Consider the following 19,903-nt stretch of genomic DNA (forward strand, 5'->3'; position numbering starts at 1 on the left):
GGGAGCAGGGGAGCAGGGGAGAATAACCAATGACAAATGACAAATGACAAATGACTAAAAAATTGTTAATTGTGGATGATGAAGAACGAATCCGCGAATTAGTACAAGCTTGTTTAGAAGACTTGGGAGGATGGGACACCCTGACTGCTGCATCAGGGTCAGAAGGACTAAAAATCGCCCAGACAGAACCTATTGATGCGATTCTACTTGATGTCTCTATGCCTGACATGGATGGCTTTGCAGTCTACGAAAAACTTCAGGTAAATTCAGTAACCCAAGGAATTCCAGTGATTCTGTTAACAGCGAAAGTCCAAGGGAGCGATCGCGCCCGTTTTGCCCAGATGGGAATTGCCGGGATTATCACCAAACCTTTTGAACCCACCTCTATTTGCAACGAAGTTAGTGAGATTCTGGGGTGGGACAATTAATAGTTAATTTTTGTAACAAAATCTATATCTTTATTAGTTTTTTATTTTTGTAATGTATTTTTTTTGGTTAGAGATAAAAACCTTTTATCTGTAACTAAGAAAGGTATATGAAATCAAATGAACATGCTAGAGGAGGTAAATATAATCGGTAAAACGATATTGCTCATTGATGATGAACTGCATGTCCGTGAGATAGTAAAATTTTGCCTCCAAGATTTAGCTGGTTGGAATGTGGTGACAGCAGATTCTCCATTAGAAGGATTGCAGAATGCAGTACACCATACTCCTGATGCGATTGTATTAGATATCTCAATCCGCGATCTGGCTAGTTTTGAGTTTATGAATAAACTAAGAGATCATCCAGAAACTCAAGCTATTCCTGTAGTGTTGCTCAGTGCGAAAGCGCGATGGTTGGATTCGCAAATTTTGCGACAGTATCAAGTCGCAGGTGTAATTCTCAAACCCTTTAATCCAGTTACCCTCCCGGCTCAAGTTGCTCAATTGCTGGGTTGGGATTTTACTTGACTAAAAGATTAAACAAGAATGGGTAAAACATCCAATATATAACAGGATTTGCAATTACTTGGAGTACAAAAAATTCCTAGAGACGCATAACTAGCTGTGTGTCCCTAGTACAGCACGGCGTAAATAAACCACCTATTCCAAATCAATGAAATGCTTAGGCTGTATTGATTTTTAATTTTTAATTTTTAATTTTTAATTTTTAATTCCGCCTTGCGTCCCTAGCATGTATCTCATGCAAATGACAATTGCTATAAATTGCAGTCCGAAGATCGAGGTTTAGCCTTTGAGCAATTGGTTGGATTTTGAAGTTATTACCAACTACAGCAATCCTAAATCATTAGTCAGAAAGAAAATCGCTGAAACACTTATAGATACTTACTTTCTGCCTATACATTTTCTCACGTTTCAATTCGGATTGCTATATCAAGTTTAAGGTTGAATTGAACTTAACGTTTTAGGGAATTTGGCATAAAATTAAATACCAGAGAAAAATTTTACAGCTAACTAAGTGCATATACATAGATTATTACTATGCTCTTCAATCGTCTATCGGGTTCTGAAATTGATTTAAAGCAAATCCTCGATCGAATTAGGATGCTGGTCGATCAAATTCATCAGTCACTTGAAGTGAGTGAAATTCTCAAGATTATTGTCAGCGAAGTTAGAACAACTTTAGAAAGCGATGTCTACGACGGGCTACGCCTACGCGCCATTATCTATCGCTTTTTTTCCGATGGAGATGGAGTTATCGCAGAAGAGTCTGTAAGTAATGGATGGAAACCGATTCTAGGGCAATTAATTTACGATCCTTGCTTCAATACGACATGGGTAGAGCGATATCGAGATGGAAGCGTTGGTGTCATTGAAGACATTCATACTACAACCCTTGACCCTTGTTACAAAAAACTCTTAACAGACTTGCAGATTCGAGCTAATTTAGTAGTACCAATTTTAGTAAACAATCAAGAAATTGATGGAGTTTCTAGTACATATCCTCATTTATGGGGCTTAGTAATTGCTCACCAGTGCAGTGGCTCGCGTCAATGGAGTTCTTTAGAAATTGAGTATTTCCAACTGATAGGCGCAGAGCTAGGAATCGCTCTTGGGGAAACAGAACGCCATCAGCAAAGGGCTACATCCTGCCAAAAACTAACGCTGCAACTCAATCAAAACCTGAAAAATTTGACAGTTCAGCCAAAGTTGAAGTCAATCAAAAGAACTCTGTATCAGAATTTTAGAGGTTCCATTATCACAAGAACAGCATTGCCAAAGAATATATCAGTTGCAGACTTGATTGCATTTGACCGATTACAAACTCCAGTTTGGATTTATGATATTCAAAACTTGCAGATGTGGTGGGCGAATCAATCCGCTCTGCCTATTTGGAATGCTCAAAGTCGAGAAGAATTGCTCAGTCGCAACTTCAGTGATGTTTCTGTGTCTACTCAGACTCGAATGCAAAGCTATTTGCAAGAATTTCAGCAAGGGAAAGCCATCACTGAAAACTGGACATTTTACCCAGAAGGAAAACCTGTTTCTCTGCGCTGCATCTTTTCTGGAATTCAAATTGAAGAAGGGCGAATGGCGATGCTGGTTGAAGGATCGACAGAAATTATCAATCAGATCGATCGAGAAACACTCAGATCGATTGAAGCCCTACGTCACACCACAGCGATCGTCTCCCTTTACACGATGGATGGTGTACCTTTGATGCAAAACCCGGCAGCCCTGCGCTGTTATCGGGATACCCTGTACCCTAACTCGTCATCTGAGAATATTTTCCTGAGTCACTTTGTTGACAAGAGTGTTGGACAACAAGCGATGAAAGCGATTAATTTCGGTGAGGCGTTCAGCATAGAGGCTCAGGTGTTTACTACTGAGGGAATTCAATGGCATGGGATGGATATACGATGCACCCGCGATCCCGTAACGGGTAACTCCATCATCCTCGTCAACGAAAACAATATTACCAAGCAACAAGCTGCACTAGAAGAACACCAGCGTACAGAATCAGAATTGCGCTGGCGGGAAGCTTTGCTGCGTTCTATGACTGAAACTTCTTTGCTGGGATTTTTTGTTGTTGACAATCGTACCGATAAAATCCTCTATTTCAATCACCACTTCTGTAAAATTTGGGGCATCGAACATCTAGAAGACCAAATGCGTTTGGGTGCTTTAAAAAATAATGATATCATTCCTAATTGTATATCTTCAATTGTCGATGCATCGGCATTTGTCGAATCCTATAAACCGTTGCAGTCTGAAGAAAATCGTTGCACGATTGAGGATGAGATTTTATTTGTCGATGGGCGAACGATTCGCCGCTTTTCCAGTCAAATTCGGGATATTCAGGATCGATACTTTGGGCGGTTATACATTTTTGAAGACATCACCTCACGTAAACAAATCGAAGCCGCACTCAAAACCAGTGAAGAAAGATGGCAGTATGCCTTGGAAGGAAATGGCGACGGAGTTTGGGATTTGAATGCTGAAACTAACGAAGTCTTTTTTTCCCGACGATGGAAAGAAATGTTAGGGTTTGCAGAGCATGAAATTGGAACTACCCTCAGTGAATGGGAACAACGCGTTCACTCCGATGATAAGGCGAGGGTTTACGAGGAGATTATCAAGCATTTGTCCAGTGAAACCCAACAATATGTCAGCGAATATCGGATTAAGTGCAAGGATGGAACCTACAAGTGGATTTTAGATCGGGGTCAAGTTTCGAGTCGCGCAAAGAATGGTTTTCCCCTACGGATGCTAGGAACTCATACTGATATTACTGAACGCAAGCGTATGGAAGAAGCGCTGCGAGAAAGCGAACAACGCTATCGTTCTGTAATTACAGTGATGGCAGAAGGTATTGTCCTACAGCAATCCGATAGGCGAATTACCGCCTGTAATGACAGTGCCGAAAGAATTTTAGGGTTAACAGCCGATCAAATGATGGGACGAACTTCCATCGATCCGCGATGGCGAGCGATTCATGAAGATGGTACTTCTTTTCCAGATGAAACTCACCCCGCCATTGTCACCTTACGCACTGGAAAACCTCAATTTCATGTGATTATGGGAGTTCATAAACCTGATGGCAGCTTGACTTGGATTTCAATCAATTCTCAGCCACTGTTTGAATCCAATGAATCAAAACCATCTGCGGTGGTGACATCATTTACAGATATCACAGACCGCAAACAGGCACAAATTGCCCTGCAACAGCAAACAGAACGGGAACGCATGGTTTATGCGATCGCTCAACATATCCGTAAATCTTTGGACTTGGATGAAATCTTAAACACAACAGTTGCTGAAGTTCGACATTTTCTGCAAACCGATCGCGTCATCATCTATCGCTTTAACCGTGATTGGAGTGGTGTGATTGTCACGGAGTCTATAGCAGCAGGTTGGCAATCGATTTTGAATATGGAAATTACAGACAGCTATTTTGTAAAAATACAGGGACAGTCTTATCAAGAAACTACGCTCAGAGTTACTCCAGACATCTACACCGCCGGATTTGCCTCTTGTCATGTAGAGTTATTGGAACAGTTGCAAGTCAGAGCCAAGCTAGTTGTACCAATTTTACAAGGCGATCGCCTTTGGGGTCTTTTGGTTGCTCATCATTGCAGCGCCCCGCGTCAGTGGCAACCTTGGGCAAGCGAACTGCTTCAGCAATTGGCAACACAGGTAGCGATCGCTATTCAGCAATCAGAACTTTATCAACAATTGCAGCGTGCCAACCAGCAGCTTGAAAATATGGTAATGGTAGATGAATTAACTCAAATCGCCAATCGCCGATGTTTTGATCTTAAGCTTAATTCTGTCTGGCAATATCTTTTACGAGAACAAGGTTTTGTCTCACTACTTTTATGCGACATTGATTATTTTAAACAATATAACGATACTTATGGTCATGCGACCGGAGATGATTGTTTGCGCTTTATTGCCCAAGCTTTAAAACAAAGTGTCAAACGTTCTAGAGATTTAGCTGCTCGTTATGGCGGAGAAGAGTTTGTTGTCATCTTACCTAACACTGCTAGTGATGGGGCTTTTCACGTTGCCCAAGAAATTCATAAAGCTATCCAACAGCTAAATATTCCCCATATGGCATCGCCTGTAAAGCACCACGTCACTTTGAGTATCGGAATTGCCACAGTGATTCCCACATCTAATATGGTTCCTTTGGATTTGATTCAGGCAGCAGATCGAGCCCTTTATCAAGCCAAAGCAAACGGGCGTAATCGTTCTTGTATAAATAGACTGTCTTAGAGAATGTTTGAAAAGTCTGTAGTAGTGTATCAAATATTTGTTTACCCCACCCTAACCCTCCCCTTTCTAAGGGGAGGGAACTAGATTTTCCGGTTTCCCCCCTTTATAAGGGGGGATTAAGGGGGGTAACAACGCAATTAAAATCACAGCCAAACACTTTTAAAACAACCTCTTAGAGAGTGAGTGATGCCTGCGGTTCTTGCTACCCGACGCTAATCAAGTAATTGTTAATATTTTCTAAAGTTTTTTAACTACTGTCATTTCTTTATTAGTTCTTTATTTTCTGTTTATAAATTAAAGCTATTGGTAGTTAAGCCAAGAGCAAACTACTTATTTGTGTTTAACTTTTTTAATAAAACAACAATACTATGACAAACTGTCCTTGCTGTTCTAACCAAATGCTTCGTCACATTCGTTTACAAGAAACCTACTGGTTCTGCCGTCACTGCTGGCAAGAGATGCCTAACCTCAGTTTAGATAAAAGTGCTTTAAATTTGACTAGAAAAAATACATCATTAGTCAGAGAACCAATTTCAGTCAACCACAAACTTTTGAAAATGAACGTCAGAACAGAGCTTTGTGCTTGAGTGAATCAGGAAGCAAACACCAAACGAGCTACGCTTACGCTTTTAGAGGTTGTTTGAAAAGTCTAATTTATTACTAACTCGGCAATTGTAAATCTCGGCTACACAGGCAAAACCCTTGTTTTTTATTAGTCTACGGAAGTGGACGAGAGTTTGTGTATTACCGAATTATATTCGCCCAATACTTTTCAAACATCCTCTTAAATAGCTAGATGTATCGTCTGAATACTGACTAATATCTTAAAAGATAATATCCCTATATTTACAGAATATTAAAGTGAGTTAAATACAAAATATAAGTCTAAAAACTAAGTGTCAAGACTGTTTTACTTCTGTTGCTAGAGCGAGGTATAGCCCATTTTTATTCATGGATTATGAATTATACTCTATCTAAAATTTATCCACAGAAAGATTTTAAATAAATTCCGATCTTATTGATTATTAGAATTTAGACAAGGAGCGATACAAGCAGCTTTAACGACTATCTTTGCTCGCTTGTTCATCTGCTTTCATCGCTAAGAGGGACTGGATTATAACCACTCTAAAACACACGAATATTAAATGACTCTTAAACCGTGTAATCAAGTACTCTTGCATCTTAGTTAAATCTGATATCTTCTTGAGAACAGCTTTATTGTTGTCAGGTAGATTGATGAGTCGAATTAATGGATTTGTCGGGCGACGTAATTTCTTGAAATTCGCCAGTGTCGTAGGTATTGCAGCTACTACTTTTGGTGATAGCTTTTGGAATACAGAGCAAACTGCTGTTGCTGATATTCACCCAATTAACCCTAATTCAATCAGTCCGAATGAAGCCATCAAACGATTGCTTGATGGTAATCAAAGATTTATCCATCAAAAACGTCAATATCCCGATCAATCACTAGAACGCTTACGATTAGTTGCGAAAGCTCAGTATCCCTTTGCCGCCATATTAGGCTGTGCAGATTCTAGAGTACCTGCGGAAATTGTCTTCGATCGAGGACTTGGAGATTTATTTGTTGTACGAGTTGCTGGTAATGTTGTCAGTGACACGGTTATAGGTAGTCTGGAATATTCTACAGCAGTATTGGGTTCGCAGTTGATTATGGTTTTGGGTCATAGGAGATGTGGTGCAGTCGCAGAAGCAATCAAAAACGAACCACTTCCTGGTAGAATTGGTTTGATTATTGAGGGTATCAAACCATCTGTAGAAAGGGTAAAGTTCAGAACTGGCGATCATATGCAAGATGCAGTTATAGCCAACATTCAGTATCAGACTGAAAAATTGCAGGAAAGCTCAACTATTTTAGCTAAATTGCTCGGTGAAGGTAAACTAAAAATTGTTGGTGCTTGTTACGATATTGATACTGGTAAAGTCAACATTATTACTTGAATATCTCACACTTTTTAAGTGTAAGATTCTTCGTTCAATGATGTTGGAAAAATGTTTGAGTCGATCTACGCTAACGCAAACTCACGAAAATTTAGAAATAAACTTAAAGCTTATAACAAATAAACCCAGCAGGGACTATATAACAAGGCCGCCTGCCAGGAAGGTATAGTATATTCTGGCCATGTTTGATTGGTTAGCGCTTATTTGTAAAAAATAATTGCGTATCCCTAAATAGAATAACTAAATGCTTCGGAAAACACAGTTAAGAAAAGTTACTAAATAGGTTAATTTCTAATTAAAACCCAATAGGCTTGGGTTAAGAGTTATTCGACCTAGATAATTGGTCTTTCAAGACGCGATAAATCGCGTCTCTACATAAAGGTTTTGTTGCTCTATCTGAACTGTATTGAATTAAAATCAACAATTTCCCGAATGGGGAGACAGGGAAGACAAGGGAGAATGATTGAACAAATTTCTTGTTTGCCTCTTCCCAATGCCCAATCCCCAATGCCCCATAATATAAGAAAGCGCTTCACACTTCTTAAATAATCAGCTTTATTAGAACAATGGCGAGAGACTTGCGGGGATTCATTAAAATTTTGGAAGAAAGAGGACAATTACGGCGAATTTCTGCTTTAGTTGACCCAGACTTGGAAATTGCTGAGATTTCCAACCGGATGCTGCAAAAAGGTGGCCCAGGATTGTTGTTTGAAAACGTCAAAGGTGCTTCCTTCCCGGTAGCAGTGAATTTGATGGGAACTGTGGAAAGGATTTGCTGGGCGATGAATATGCAGCATCCAGAGGAGTTGGAAACTCTGGGGAAAAAATTGAGTATGCTGCAACAGCCAAAACCGCCGAAGAAAATTTCCCAGGCGATAGATTTTGGTAAAGTGCTGTTTGATGTGGTGAAAGCGAAACCAGGACGAGACTTTTTCCCCGCTTGTCAGCAAGTTGTGCTTCAAGGTAATGATTTAGATTTAAATAAGTTGCCTTTGATACGTCCTTATATTGGTGATGCTGGCAAGATTATCACGCTGGGACTGGTAATTACCAAGGATTGTGAGACTGGTACTCCAAATGTAGGTGTGTATCGCTTGCAACTACAATCTAAAAATACGATGACGGTTCACTGGTTATCGGTGCGGGGTGGGGCGAGGCATTTGCGAAAAGCAGCGGAACGTGGGAAGAAATTAGAAGTTGCGATCGCACTTGGTGTAGATCCTCTAATTATCATGGCAGCAGCTACACCCATCCCTGTAGATTTATCAGAATGGCTGTTTGCCGGACTTTACGGCGGTTCTGGCGTGCAGCTGGCGAAGTGTAAAACTGTAGATTTGGAAGTTCCCGCAGATTCAGAATTTGTCTTAGAAGGAACGATTACACCAGGGGAAGTGTTACCAGATGGGCCTTTTGGCGACCACATGGGTTATTACGGCGGCGTGGAAGATTCGCCGTTGGTACGCTTTGAGTGTATGACGCACCGGAAAAATCCGATTTACTTAACAACATTTAGCGGTCGTCCACCCAAAGAAGAAGCGATGATGGCGATCGCGCTAAATCGTATTTATACGCCCATACTGCGGCAACAAGTATCAGAAATTGTCGATTTCTTCCTACCAATGGAAGCTTTGAGTTACAAAGCGGCGATTATTTCCATTGATAAGGCATATCCGGGACAAGCGCGACGGGCGGCTTTAGCGTTTTGGAGTGCTTTACCACAATTTACATACACCAAATTTGTAATTGTGGTGGATAAAGACATAAATATTCGCGATCCGCGTCAAGTTGTCTGGGCGATTAGTTCCAAAGTTGACCCAGTGCGGGATGTCTTTATTTTGCCGAATACACCTTTTGATACCTTGGATTTTGCTAGTGAGAAAATTGGCTTAGGTGGACGGATGGGAATTGATGCGACTACAAAGATTCCGCCGGAAACAAACCATGAATGGGGTTCGCCTTTAGAATCTGACCCAGATGTGGCGGCGATGGTAGAGAGACGATGGGCGGAGTATGGTTTGGCAGAGTTGCAGTTAGGAGAAGTAGACCCGAATTTGTTTGGCTATGATATGAAGTAACTATAGATCAATACAGTTTAGATAGAGCAACAAAACCCTAATGTAGAGACGCGATAAATCGCGTCTTGAAGTTTATGTAGATTCGGAGATATCAATAAGACTCCAGCCTTGAGTACTGATGCCAGAAACTTGAAGAAATTATGACAAAAAAAGTGAAAAATCCAGCATCAAAGTTAGCGATCGGATTGGCATTCAGTTGTATTAGTGTGATACTCAATATCGGTATAGCTAGTGAAATAAGTTTAGCAAAATCAAGTAATTCTCAAAAGTGCGATATTTTTGCCTACGTCACCGATACAGATTCCCAAGGGTTAAATGTGCGGAGTGGTGCAAGTACAAATAACGTCATTATAGGACAAATACCCATTAAGGAAACAGTTCAGGTTATTGGTGCTGCTGGAAATTGGGTGCAGATTACTAATGCTAGCAATGGTTTTCAAGGAACTGGATGGGTATTCGTGCCAAAGTTAGGCTTAACAACGCGAGGCTACGGTACTAATGGCGTAGATTTCTATGCTAGTAGCAGTCAAAAAAGCCAAAAACTGAGAAGAATTCCTGCTAATACGCCCGTCAAATTGTTAGGCTGTCAGGGAGATTGGGCGCAGGTAGAATATCAAGGTGTTAAGGGTTGGTTGACAAGGGAAGAACAATGTGGTGCAGCCCTTACTAGTTGTTCTTAGAACCCCACCCCCAACCCCCTCCCCGCTTGCGAGGCTATCCATTACCCGGATCTTTCTCAACATTTACGAGAGTATTCACTCACGCTTTTTCTAACCCTGATTCGTTCGTCGTCAATTCTCAATAAAAACCTAATTTTAGCGAGAAGACTAAGAGCCAATCTGTCAAGTATGTTTGACACCTCAGTGTTCAAGATGCTTACAAAATAAGCGTTTCAAGATTGTAAAGAAAGATGTGACTAATGGATAGGCTTGCGAGGAGAGGGGGCTATGAGAATTACTTTTAAAATTTTGGTTTTGGGATATTTGTTATGGCTTATCCATTTCCAGGAATGAACCCGTATTTAGAAGATCCTGAATTATGGCTAGGAGTACATGGGAGACTAATAGTTGCGATGTCTGACGACAAGCTGCTTCGCATCTACGCAGATTATCTCTCTCCTCAATTACGTCCGAAATATTTTGTCGCCATTGAAGAACGAATTTACCAAACTACTGGCGATGATAAACTTTTGGTTGGTATTCCTGATGTAGTAGTACAAAATTCACAGACAGCAATAAATCCTAAAATACCGAATATAGCTGTAGCTACACCTGCTGTTCAACCTAACCCCCTCCCCGCAAGCCTATCCATTACCCGGATCTTTCTTAACATTTGCGAGAGTATTGACTCAGGTTTTTCTAACCCTGATTCGTTCGTTGTTCATTCTCAATAAAAACGCAGTTTTAGCGAGAAGATTAAAAGCGAATTTGTCAAGTATACCTAAATTCTCAATGTCTAAGAAGGTTATAGAACATGGGTTTCAAGATTGTAAAGAAAGATGTGGGTAACGCATAGCCCGCAAGCGAGGAGGGGGGACTGGAGTCGGTGAAAGGCTTGGGGTTTTGATTTTGGGTCATTTGCGATCTTGGTGGTTAGGTAATTAATATTTCATGTATTATTCCCAGCGATCGCACTCTCCCAACTCTTCAAAACTCTGGCATAATTAGACATGCCTGCGCCTAAAGAGCTAATTAAAAGCTTTACGCCGAATGGATATTTTAATAGAATAATCTCATCAAAAGATTCGCAGAAATATAAATGGACTGGATTACACTACTGCGATCGCTACAGTCTGATTTTATTAAAAGGTTAGCATCTGGTTGTCTGCTTCATTGTGAAACAGAAGGTCAATATAGTGAATTAACTATAATTTCTGGAGAGAGATTAAAGGCACTACGGGAATTTTGCTGGCAGATGGCTGAAAAATATAAGCGTGTTTTACCAGTGCGTGATGTTTTTCTTAGCTATCTCAAAGGGAAGTTGGGTGAGGAAGTTGTCAAAGAACGTTTAGCTGATTTTATTACCGAAGTCGATTATGAAAAACGATTTGGCGGCGATGGTAATATAGATTTTACCTTGACTTCTGACCCATCTATTGGTATCGAAGTTAAATCTCGTCATGGTCGCATTGACAGAGTTAGATGGTCAATTAGTTCTGAAGAGGTTGAAAAAAATGCAGTTGTAGTTTGCATTTTAATTCAAGAAGATGTGAGTGAAGCACAATCTGAGTATCACCTTTTTTTGGCTGGCTTTCTCCCAACCAAAATGATTAAGTTGAAAACTGGTAAAATTTCTTTTGGGATTGAACAATTACTGTATGGTGGTGGTTTATGGTGTTATCTAGAACAGTTACAATCTTCTCTAAATAATTCTTCTCGGCAACAACCACCTATTTATAAATATCTCCCAAAACAGGAAATTTCATCGAAACCAACTATTCATCAGGTAATCAAATCTTCTTTTCAACCTGAATATCGTGATGAAGATTTAAATAGATTTTACATAAAATTGGGTGATGAATATTTTCAAAAAGGAGAATATCCGAATGCAATTACCAAGTACAATCAAGCTTTAGAAGTTAATCATGGTGATGTTGACTTATATTATAAACGAGGTTTAGCTCACTATCAAATAGGAGATTATGAAGCTGCGATCGCAGATTATTCACAGGCAGTTCAGGTAAACCTTCATGATGCTAAATCTTACAATAAGCGAGGTTTAGCTCTCTATCAATTGGGGCGATTAGAGGAAGCGATTAATGATTATACTCAAGCTATTAGAATTAATCCTAATGTTGCCGTAACCTATAAAAATCGGGCTGAAGCTCGTTCTCATATTGGAGATAACCAAGGAGCAATTGAGGATTATACCCAGGCTATTAAAATTAATCCTCATTATGCTGATGCTTATAAAAACCGTGGAATTACTCGTTATTTATTAGGCTCTCAGCCAGGATTTCCTCAAGCAATCAAGATTAATCCTCAAGATGCCATAGCTTATAAAAAACGTGGGAATGCTCGTTCAGATTTAGGAGATTTTGAAGGTGCAATTGAAGATTATACTCAGGCAATCCAGATTAATCCTAGTTATGCTGATGCTTACTACAACCGTGGGAATGCTCGTTCAGATTTAGGAGACTTTGAGGGCGCAATTGAAGATTATACTCAGGCAATCGAGATTAATTTTAATTATGCTGATGCTTATTATAACCGTGGTAATACTCGTTTAGAAATTGCAGATAAACAGGGAGCAATTGAAGATTTTCAAAAAGCGGCAGACATCTATCGTAAAGAAGGTAAACTAGAAGCACTCAAAGATACGCGAGAAATAATATTAGATTTAGAAATAGAAGAATCGTTAGATATTTTAAACTTCTAGATACAACTATATGAAGTAGCCTCCAAAGTTTGTTTGCCATCTGGTTGATTTTAGTGAATTAGGTGATACTGTTGCTGATGAATTGTCTCTATCATTTGACCCTAATCAGCAACGTCTGAGTTGGGATTATCGAGTTTTTCAAATGAGCAAACCTACCGTTTGTTTTTTTTGATAGCCATTAAAACAGTTATACTTAATATACCTAACATTAACGAAGACTCAGGGACAGGTGTTATAGAAAAAGAAGTGAGGGGATAACCTGTATAATAACCTTGCTCTCCTATTTCTAAGTAGTCATAACTGTAAAACACATTATATGACGCTCCTGCTACGGTGTAAGCAAATCCGAATTCATCCAAAGTCTGAGTTTCAGCTAATAAGAGATTGTCATTGTCAAGGAATGATCCTGGAGATAATGAAGACTCTATTGGGTTGCCATTTCTTGTGCCAGTAATATCTACAATTTCATAACTATTTGTGGCTGAATCGTAGGGGTTAGTTGTGAATTTTCCTGCAACTGTAATAATATCATTTGGGTCAAGTACGCTCGTACCAGAGTAGGAAAAATTAAAAATTGCGGCTGAAACAGGAGCCATCATAGTTGTTAAAAGGCAGACTGTACTAGTGATGGTAACTGCGAGCTTTTTATCAAAATTCATTCCATTTTCCCTTTTATTTCAAACCACTATTAACAAGGATTTTTTATGACTACTTATTTGTGTAACAAATAGCTATTGGTAGGAGCTACGGCAGCACGTCAAAAGGTAGCATCATGTCGTTATCCTCGTGATTAAGCATGTGGCAGTGCCACACGAAGCGTCCAGTAAATGAATTGCCAAAAGGTAAATTCGCTGTGGCTTTAGCACCGAAGGGAACTATCAGACGAACAACCTCAAATGGATTAACTACCACAGTATCCTTCCAACCAGCTTCGTTCGCTGCTGGTGGTTTTGCTAAACCTTTTAAATAGGGAGTAGGGTCGAGTGGTGGATAACCATAAGGCACTGTATCTCCACCAGGTGCATGGTGCATAAGTACTTTACGCGGCCCAGTAGCCCTGTATGCTGCGGAGTAGGCAGTATCATTAATTGATTGACGGTTGAGGATTTTAAATGGCACTAGATGCAGATGCATTGTGTGAGCGAATGGCTGTAGATTGATGAAATTCCACTGCTCTACTGTGTCTACTTTTGGTTGCTCTCTCAATTCTGGGTGGTTGGCTGCTTCATGCCAGTAAACCGCGTTGAGCATCATCGCTAACACCTGAAAGTTAGAGTTCAAAATATCTGTTAAAACCAAGTTGCGCTGTCTTACTGGTTTGGTAGCAATCTTTGTTATCAATGGATTGTTTACTCGCAGCCGTATGGGAATCGCTTTAGGAACAGCAGCACCACGACTCACCGTAAACTGCATGATTTCTGGCATTCTAAAGTAACCCTGGTCAATAACCGTAGCCAAGCCCTTGGGATACGGTGCAGCAGCGTCATTTTGCAATACAATCTTATCTCCTGGCAGACTTGTAGAAAAATCGATTAGCACATCAGCTCGTTCACCAGGCCCCAGCAGTAACTTAGACAAATATACTGGAGCGTTCAAGAATCCTCCGTCACAGCCAATTTGAATTAATTGCTGATTTGACGACAGCTTCAGTCTGAAGAATCGGGAGTTTGAAGCGTTGACGATGCGAAAGCGGTACAAAGTTCGGTCAACATTGAGGTTTGGCCAAGCCTTACCGTTGACGACAGCAACATCACCGTAAAACTCATGATCCCATTTAGCTGGAAACGACATCGAACCATCAGAATTGAATGAATGATCTTGTAGTATCAAAGGTACTTCATAGGGCGCTCCAGCAGGGATACCAAGAGGGCCATTGCCACCTATAGGATCGTCCTCATCCCGAATCAGATACATCCCAGCCAGCCCAGCTTGGAGGTTCAATGCAGTCATGCCAAGGGAATGGTCATGATACCAGAGTGTCCCGGCTTCTTGATTGTTGTTGTAGTTATACACATTGCTCTGTCCGGGCAGGTACGTGTCTTCTGGATAACCGTCGCTGTCAGGCTCGGTATTGCTGCCGTGTAAGTGTATGACTGTCCGTGGGTTAGTGATGTCAGACGCATTGACACCATGTAAGCTTGTATCAACTGACCCAGCTAATGGATGAGTACCGAGTTTGTTGAATGCCCGAATCCTAACTGGCGTTCCCCTTGTTACTTCAAAAGTGGGGCCAAGATAAGACAATCCGCCGTAACCCCAGGTGGTAAAAGACCCTAAGCTGCTGTGGAACGAGTGTTTACCTGGTGCAATATCTAAGGTACTAGGTGGTGAAATCGGGTAGAAAATGGGCAGAGACTCGGTAAATTTTGAGAATCGAGGCGAAGTTGCATAGGTTCTCTTGGCTTTAAGTACTTCGGGAAGCAGAATTCCTACTCCTAAACCTGCGCTCATCGTTAAAAATTGCTTTCTGGTTAACATTTTTGGTTGTATTGTAGAAATTAGCGTTGAGTCTACAAGGTCTTGGACTTATGCAATAACTCTCTGAAACTCTTATCGGCTAATGCTATAGGTTGATTAGCGATGGCTACGCCCGCCGTACCCCTACGGGGAAGCAAGCTACGCGTAGCGTCTGTCTACGACACGCTGCGCGAACGCAGAGAAGGCATCGCACTTTGTTTACTAAGAAAATATGGTTGTTTTTGTTCGACATCCCTAGTTGCTAAAAGTGTACTCAGGGTGTTAATCATCCGTGTACTTTCCTCTACAGCCGAGTTCATTTCTTCTCCCAAAATGCTATGGGTTGTTTTGAACTCCCGAATCAGGCTATCTCGATCGTTCTGAAGAACTAATTGCGCCAACCGATTATAAGTGGCTGCTAGTCGTTTAATGGCTTCACGACGTTCTGATGTAGCAAGCATAATATCTACTATCAGAGGTGCAGACTGAGCAAACAAGCGGCCAACTATGTCAATTTCTAGACGGAAAATTGGGCTAGAAAAATCTAAGCTTCGACGGATGTCAATCTCTTCTTCTGCTAGAAAAACCCCAAGGCTAAAGCTTTTAAAGTTACGGATTGCTTGAACAGCAATCATCATTTGGTCGTGTTCTTCTGGTGTAGATACAATAAGTTTGCCACCATCATTTTGAATCAAATCTAGAAGCCATTGGAAGGCATCGTCTCTACGACCAGAACAGACTATAACTTTTTGAGACAAGAAAGATTTGATACCTGGGCCAAACATTGGATGCAAACTCATTACAGGCCCACTATGCTCTTCAAGCATAGTCTGTAATATTGGAGTTTTAATACTAGCAATGTCAGCTAAAGCAGTAGTTGAAGAAAGGTATTTACTAAGTTTATGAATAACCTCTATTGTATGTTCAATCGGAACGCAGACTAAAACTAAATCTGCTTTTTCTAGCAGCAATTCTGCTTGTTCCCAATCACCGCGATCGAGAATACTGACGTAGTGACCGTCATCTGATAACTTCTGCTGGAAGAAGTGCCCCATCATCCCCCGTCCGCCAACTAGAGTAACCCGTCGTGGCTTAGTGTTAGCTGGAGGCGAAAATCTACTAGCAACGACAGAGGTACAACCTGTAACTAGATTTTTCCACATTGGCTCTGGAACACCAGCTTGCACTAAGGAAAATGCAAAATTAGTAATTTGCTCCTCTAAAGAAATCGATTGTGATTCGGCTAAAACGGCAATTCTTTTACCTAGTAAATCAATGAGTTGTTGGTCAATTTTTTTCAGCTTTTCTGGAAGCATAAGACTTTTCAAATATATGATTAATTTGTTTGCCGCATCAAAGAGCGATGTCTAAGGGCAGGCTGAATATCGCTAAATCTGGGCGTAACTGTGCAGCGCCGCGCAAATAGATCGGGCGTAATGCATTCTGAGGTATAGGGGTATTGAAGTGAATTAGGACTCGAATACAACATTTAAGGCTACTGTTTACCTGCATTTGTTGCACATCCAATAGAGGAACTTGCTCCCACCCCGAACGACGACGCGCCACCGCCGCGGGAAATATTGCATCTAAGTCAGGAGTGGCGGAAAAAGTGACACTAACGATTTCGGCAGGATCTAGCGGATTGTTGACTTCTAAGGCATTCAATAACTCATCCACAGCTTCTGCGATCGCTTGTGGTGAGTTGTGGCTAACTGTAGTTGCACCCCGGAGTCCCCGCACTCTCCATTCTCCGAGTGTCGCTGACATATTAGTTTGTTGATATGTATGTGTAAGAAATGCGATCTGATCCATATTGATTTGGCCCTTAAATACTTAATTTTTGTCTACGACGAAAGATAAACCAAGCACCTACTCCCAACAATGCGGGTAACAATGCAGGTTCAGGAACTTTCTCAATTCGGGTTTGGACAGTTCCTGTATACAGCAAGTTACCTATTGAATTAGGAAAGTCCACATTTGGATAGACATCAAGGATTGCAGTACCTGGGACTGTTGTTCGTATAGCGGTAGATCCCTCAAATGAACCCTTTGGGTAATGAAAATAGTTCACCAAAGCGAAGGGGGATGCTGGTTCTCGTTGAGGAGCGCGTACCTCCCAAAGAAAATCGTCAGTTTCAGGTGCTGTAATACCATCTTCAAGACGAGGTAAAAAAACAATCGGATTACCAACAGTTCCTCGAAAAACTCCCTTCTCGCCTAAATCAAATTTATAATCATATCCACCTTCCAAATATGTAGTAGCGTTCGGTGAATTCGGAGTTCCTATAGTAGTATCATCGTAAGTAAAGTAACCGTTCGCTCCCTCACCCTCGAAGCTGAATTTATACAATGCTTGAGCAGGATTGACGTTTAATGTTACTGACATGAGTAATGCTGCTGCACTTGGAATAGCAGAAAGCGATAATTTATTCAATAGAGCCATTTTTATTACCTTTCTAAAAAATTGATTGCTAAATTAGTTCCTGAAACTAACCAGAAAAGCCTCATTGTGAAAACTGTTAGCGTTAGTTTCCGCCATTTCATACAGCAGAATTCAGAATTCAGAATTCAAGAGTAAAACACTCTTTATACCTGGGTAGCAGAGGAATCGTCGTGTACCTCACCAATTTGAAATCTGCTGTAAATCCGGTTTTAGAAAAGCTCACATATTAAGAGCCGAATTTACCCCTGAAATTTATGGTACAAAACCGAAGAAACTAATAGAAAAAGACCTAAATATAGTAAACTGGCTCAGTGTAATTAATCTTGTGCAGATAATAATTGTCGGCGCTGACGACGGAAGACAAACCAAGCACCCACTCCCAGTAATGCAGACACTGATGCAGGTTCGGGTATTTGCTCGATTTTTGTTTTAACAGTTCCTTCAAAGGTGTAGTCTCCCGTCGTATTAGGAAAGTCCCAGTATGGGTAAACTCTGAGCCTAGCGGTATCAGGTACGCTCGTTCGTAAGGCAACAGAATCTGAAAAGCTTTCCTCTGGGTAACTAAAGCGAATTGACAAACCGTATTGCTGCCCACGAGCAGCCGGAGGAACGTAAAGAATAAAGTCATCAATGGCACCATCGTAGCCCAAGTTACCAGCACGTCCAAGATAAACAATATTTCTGGCCTCATCATGTATATCTTGCTGCGATCCTTTTGTTCCCTGAGCCAGAATATCCCCTGCATTAACAAAATACTTTTCCACTGAGCCATCATACTCAGCAAGAGGAAAGTTTAGACCAAGAGGTTCTATCTTATTAGCTGAATCATCATAAATGAAGTAACCATTTGCTCCTTTACCCTCGAAAGTAAATTTAAAAAGAGCAGCTTCGACTCGATTTATGCTAACCATTTCTAAAACTAAAAATACTGCGACGCTGATAGCAGAAGCCATCGAGAATTTCTTCAACAAAGCCATTTTAGTTATCTCGCAATATAGCTATACTTGAATGCTGGGAATTTCATTGTTTGGTAAGCGATGCCTACGGCGGGCTACGCCTACGCGGTTCAAAAAATACCATCTGTAAGTGTATAATCCTTGTATTGTGAAAGGAATAGCAATACAGTTTTATGCACAATCTCAAATTGATATATAACTAGAATTCTAGTGACGGATCGGAATTCTATCCTCTAGTTGAGAAAGGCTGACTGAGGGAGCAGGAGCAGGGCCTAGCGCGACATCGCCCCAACGCATCACACAACCACCAGCATTAGATGACGAACCCATTGTGTAGACAAGAACTAAATCGTTTTCACGAATTTTACCTGCATGGGCGGCATGATAGAGATTAGCAACGGGAAAGGTTGGCCCAATATTCGCATATAGAGGATTGATGTTGATTGTGCGCTCTGGTTCAATATCTAGAGCGCGGATGCAAACTCGTGAATACCAAGCACTGGGTGTATTAAAAACAAAAAAGTTGATTCGATCTAAGGTGAGTCCAGCATCTGCGATCGCACCGTGGCAACATAGACGAATAAACTTCACCGTCGTCTCGTTAAACATCTTACTTGCACCCTTGCCGCCTCGGATGAACATTTTGACGTTGCCATGCTCATCGGTGGTGAATTCATTATAGAAGGCTCCACAGGTAGCAGAGGTATTGGCAATTTTCGTACCGAGAATACCTTGGTTTGGTTTCAGCTTACCAACTACAAAGGCTCCAGCACCATCACCCGATAAAAATGCTAGAGTATCATTTTCGTCGGTATAGCGTGAATACGTAGTTGAGACAACCACTAACACATTGCGATACTGTCCTGTTTGCACCAAAGAACAGGCTGTTTGAAGCGAAACTAACACTGAAGTGCAAGTTGATTCTATATTCCACGCCGCACCTTGTAGTCCCAGTTTTCCAGCGAGAAAGGCAGCATTACCAGGTGTGATTTGCTCTGGAAACAGTGAAGTAACGAGCATGAGATCGATGTCTTCAGGAGATAGCTTTGCGGCTTCGAGGGCATCGAGAGCGGCACGATACTCTAGTGAAAGGGAAGTTTCATCAGCAGCTAACACCCTTCGCTCGACAGTACCACGGAAGGGGTCTGACATATATGGTGCTACCTCTTGCGACCAGATATCATCGTCACTATCGACTGTGGCATTATCGGGTACAAAAAGTTTAGCTAGGGTTTTTTGTTCAGCCTCAGCAACCATCTTGGGGAAATTCTCTCTGTAGTAATCGTTGGTGCGGATGATGCTAGGAAAGTTAACTGAGACTGCGCGAATACCTACTGGTTCTAATATTGTCATGACAAATCTCCTTTTGATTTTGTGGTGTTACACAATGGAATTGGAAAATGATTTACATAG

16 protein-coding genes are annotated in these 19,903 nt (G+C 41.0%); 9 read left to right on the top strand and 7 right to left on the bottom strand.

Going from position 1 to position 19,903, the window contains the following annotated elements:
- Positions 1 to 50 precede the first annotated feature (50 nt).
- The 9 genes from V7K84_RS07685 to V7K84_RS07725 all read left to right on the top strand — a co-directional run bounded on the left by V7K84_RS07685 (position 51) and on the right by V7K84_RS07725 (position 12,634).
- The gene (locus V7K84_RS07685) at positions 51 to 428 is read left to right on the top strand and encodes a response regulator (protein ID WP_334837210.1); all 378 of its coding nucleotides are present in this window, start codon (positions 51 to 53) and stop codon (positions 426 to 428) included.
- Positions 429 to 545: 117 nt separating this feature from the next.
- Positions 546 to 953 carry a response regulator gene (locus V7K84_RS07690; RefSeq protein ID WP_334837211.1) on the top strand — a complete coding sequence of 136 codons (408 nt, stop codon included), beginning with the start codon at positions 546 to 548 and terminating at the stop codon, positions 951 to 953.
- 531 nt (positions 954 to 1,484) lie between these two features.
- Complete coding sequence (locus V7K84_RS07695; RefSeq protein WP_334837212.1) at positions 1,485 to 5,222, top strand: diguanylate cyclase domain-containing protein; 3,738 nt, start codon at positions 1,485 to 1,487, stop codon at positions 5,220 to 5,222.
- Between the two features lie 368 nt (positions 5,223 to 5,590).
- Complete coding sequence (locus V7K84_RS07700) at positions 5,591 to 5,809, top strand: hypothetical protein (RefSeq protein ID WP_334837213.1); 219 nt, start codon at positions 5,591 to 5,593, stop codon at positions 5,807 to 5,809.
- Positions 5,810 to 6,458: 649 nt separating this feature from the next.
- On the top strand, positions 6,459 to 7,181 hold the full coding sequence (locus V7K84_RS07705; RefSeq protein WP_334837214.1) for a carbonic anhydrase: 723 nt from the start codon (positions 6,459 to 6,461) through the stop codon (positions 7,179 to 7,181).
- Between the two features lie 566 nt (positions 7,182 to 7,747).
- A complete protein-coding gene (locus V7K84_RS07710; protein WP_094353519.1) occupies positions 7,748 to 9,256 on the top strand; it encodes a UbiD family decarboxylase in 1,509 nt (502 codons plus the stop codon).
- 140 nt (positions 9,257 to 9,396) lie between these two features.
- Positions 9,397 to 9,936, top strand: coding sequence for an SH3 domain-containing protein (locus V7K84_RS07715; protein WP_334837215.1), 540 nt, complete (start codon positions 9,397 to 9,399; stop codon positions 9,934 to 9,936).
- Between the two features lie 308 nt (positions 9,937 to 10,244).
- Positions 10,245 to 10,649: a DUF4058 family protein gene (locus V7K84_RS07720; RefSeq protein WP_334837216.1), complete on the top strand. Its 405-nt coding sequence runs from the start codon at positions 10,245 to 10,247 to the stop codon at positions 10,647 to 10,649.
- 365 nt (positions 10,650 to 11,014) lie between these two features.
- The gene (locus tag V7K84_RS07725) at positions 11,015 to 12,634 is read left to right on the top strand and encodes a tetratricopeptide repeat protein (RefSeq protein WP_334837217.1); all 1,620 of its coding nucleotides are present in this window, start codon (positions 11,015 to 11,017) and stop codon (positions 12,632 to 12,634) included.
- Positions 12,635 to 12,786: 152 nt separating this feature from the next.
- Here the strand turns inward: V7K84_RS07725 and V7K84_RS07730 are convergent, their stop codons facing one another.
- From V7K84_RS07730 to V7K84_RS07760, 7 genes are all read right to left on the bottom strand, one after another.
- Positions 12,787 to 13,293 (bottom strand): hypothetical protein, encoded by a 507-nt coding sequence (locus tag V7K84_RS07730; protein ID WP_334837218.1) that lies wholly within the window; start codon positions 13,291 to 13,293, stop codon positions 12,787 to 12,789.
- Between the two features lie 85 nt (positions 13,294 to 13,378).
- Positions 13,379 to 15,085, bottom strand: a complete 1,707-nt coding sequence (locus V7K84_RS07735) for a multicopper oxidase family protein (protein WP_334837219.1) — start codon at positions 15,083 to 15,085, stop codon at positions 13,379 to 13,381.
- A 182-nt stretch (positions 15,086 to 15,267) separates the two neighbouring features.
- Positions 15,268 to 16,407: a bifunctional chorismate mutase/prephenate dehydrogenase gene (gene tyrA / locus V7K84_RS07740; protein ID WP_334837220.1), complete on the bottom strand. Its 1,140-nt coding sequence runs from the start codon at positions 16,405 to 16,407 to the stop codon at positions 15,268 to 15,270.
- A gap of 37 nt (positions 16,408 to 16,444) precedes the next feature.
- Positions 16,445 to 16,858: a chorismate mutase gene (gene aroH / locus V7K84_RS07745; protein WP_334837221.1), complete on the bottom strand. Its 414-nt coding sequence runs from the start codon at positions 16,856 to 16,858 to the stop codon at positions 16,445 to 16,447.
- A 58-nt stretch (positions 16,859 to 16,916) separates the two neighbouring features.
- Positions 16,917 to 17,534 (bottom strand): PEP-CTERM sorting domain-containing protein, encoded by a 618-nt coding sequence (locus V7K84_RS07750; protein ID WP_334837222.1) that lies wholly within the window; start codon positions 17,532 to 17,534, stop codon positions 16,917 to 16,919.
- A 317-nt stretch (positions 17,535 to 17,851) separates the two neighbouring features.
- The gene (locus tag V7K84_RS07755) at positions 17,852 to 18,487 is read right to left on the bottom strand and encodes a PEP-CTERM sorting domain-containing protein (RefSeq protein WP_334837223.1); all 636 of its coding nucleotides are present in this window, start codon (positions 18,485 to 18,487) and stop codon (positions 17,852 to 17,854) included.
- A gap of 210 nt (positions 18,488 to 18,697) precedes the next feature.
- Entirely contained in the window at positions 18,698 to 19,843 is a 1,146-nt protein-coding gene (locus V7K84_RS07760; protein WP_334837224.1) for a 3-oxoacyl-ACP synthase III family protein, read from the bottom strand.
- Positions 19,844 to 19,903 lie beyond the last annotated feature (60 nt).

It is taken from the genome of Nostoc sp., from assembly GCF_036917315.1.
Lineage (GTDB): Bacteria > Cyanobacteriota > Cyanobacteriia > Cyanobacteriales > Nostocaceae > Nostoc.

Coding starts and splice junctions, on each gene's coding strand:
- V7K84_RS07685 (WP_334837210.1), top strand. CDS start 51: ATGACTAAAAAATTGTTAATTGTGGATGATGAAGAACGAATCCGCGAA.
- V7K84_RS07690 (WP_334837211.1), top strand. CDS start 546: ATGAACATGCTAGAGGAGGTAAATATAATCGGTAAAACGATATTGCTC.
- V7K84_RS07695 (WP_334837212.1), top strand. CDS start 1,485: ATGCTCTTCAATCGTCTATCGGGTTCTGAAATTGATTTAAAGCAAATC.
- V7K84_RS07700 (WP_334837213.1), top strand. CDS start 5,591: ATGACAAACTGTCCTTGCTGTTCTAACCAAATGCTTCGTCACATTCGT.
- V7K84_RS07705 (WP_334837214.1), top strand. CDS start 6,459: ATGAGTCGAATTAATGGATTTGTCGGGCGACGTAATTTCTTGAAATTC.
- V7K84_RS07710 (WP_094353519.1), top strand. CDS start 7,748: ATGGCGAGAGACTTGCGGGGATTCATTAAAATTTTGGAAGAAAGAGGA.
- V7K84_RS07715 (WP_334837215.1), top strand. CDS start 9,397: ATGACAAAAAAAGTGAAAAATCCAGCATCAAAGTTAGCGATCGGATTG.
- V7K84_RS07720 (WP_334837216.1), top strand. CDS start 10,245: ATGGCTTATCCATTTCCAGGAATGAACCCGTATTTAGAAGATCCTGAA.
- V7K84_RS07725 (WP_334837217.1), top strand. CDS start 11,015: ATGGACTGGATTACACTACTGCGATCGCTACAGTCTGATTTTATTAAA.
- V7K84_RS07730 (WP_334837218.1), bottom strand. CDS start 13,293: ATGAATTTTGATAAAAAGCTCGCAGTTACCATCACTAGTACAGTCTGC.
- V7K84_RS07735 (WP_334837219.1), bottom strand. CDS start 15,085: ATGAGCGCAGGTTTAGGAGTAGGAATTCTGCTTCCCGAAGTACTTAAA.
- tyrA (WP_334837220.1), bottom strand. CDS start 16,407: ATGCTTCCAGAAAAGCTGAAAAAAATTGACCAACAACTCATTGATTTA.
- aroH (WP_334837221.1), bottom strand. CDS start 16,858: ATGTCAGCGACACTCGGAGAATGGAGAGTGCGGGGACTCCGGGGTGCA.
- V7K84_RS07750 (WP_334837222.1), bottom strand. CDS start 17,534: ATGGCTCTATTGAATAAATTATCGCTTTCTGCTATTCCAAGTGCAGCA.
- V7K84_RS07755 (WP_334837223.1), bottom strand. CDS start 18,487: ATGGCTTCTGCTATCAGCGTCGCAGTATTTTTAGTTTTAGAAATGGTT.
- V7K84_RS07760 (WP_334837224.1), bottom strand. CDS start 19,843: ATGACAATATTAGAACCAGTAGGTATTCGCGCAGTCTCAGTTAACTTT.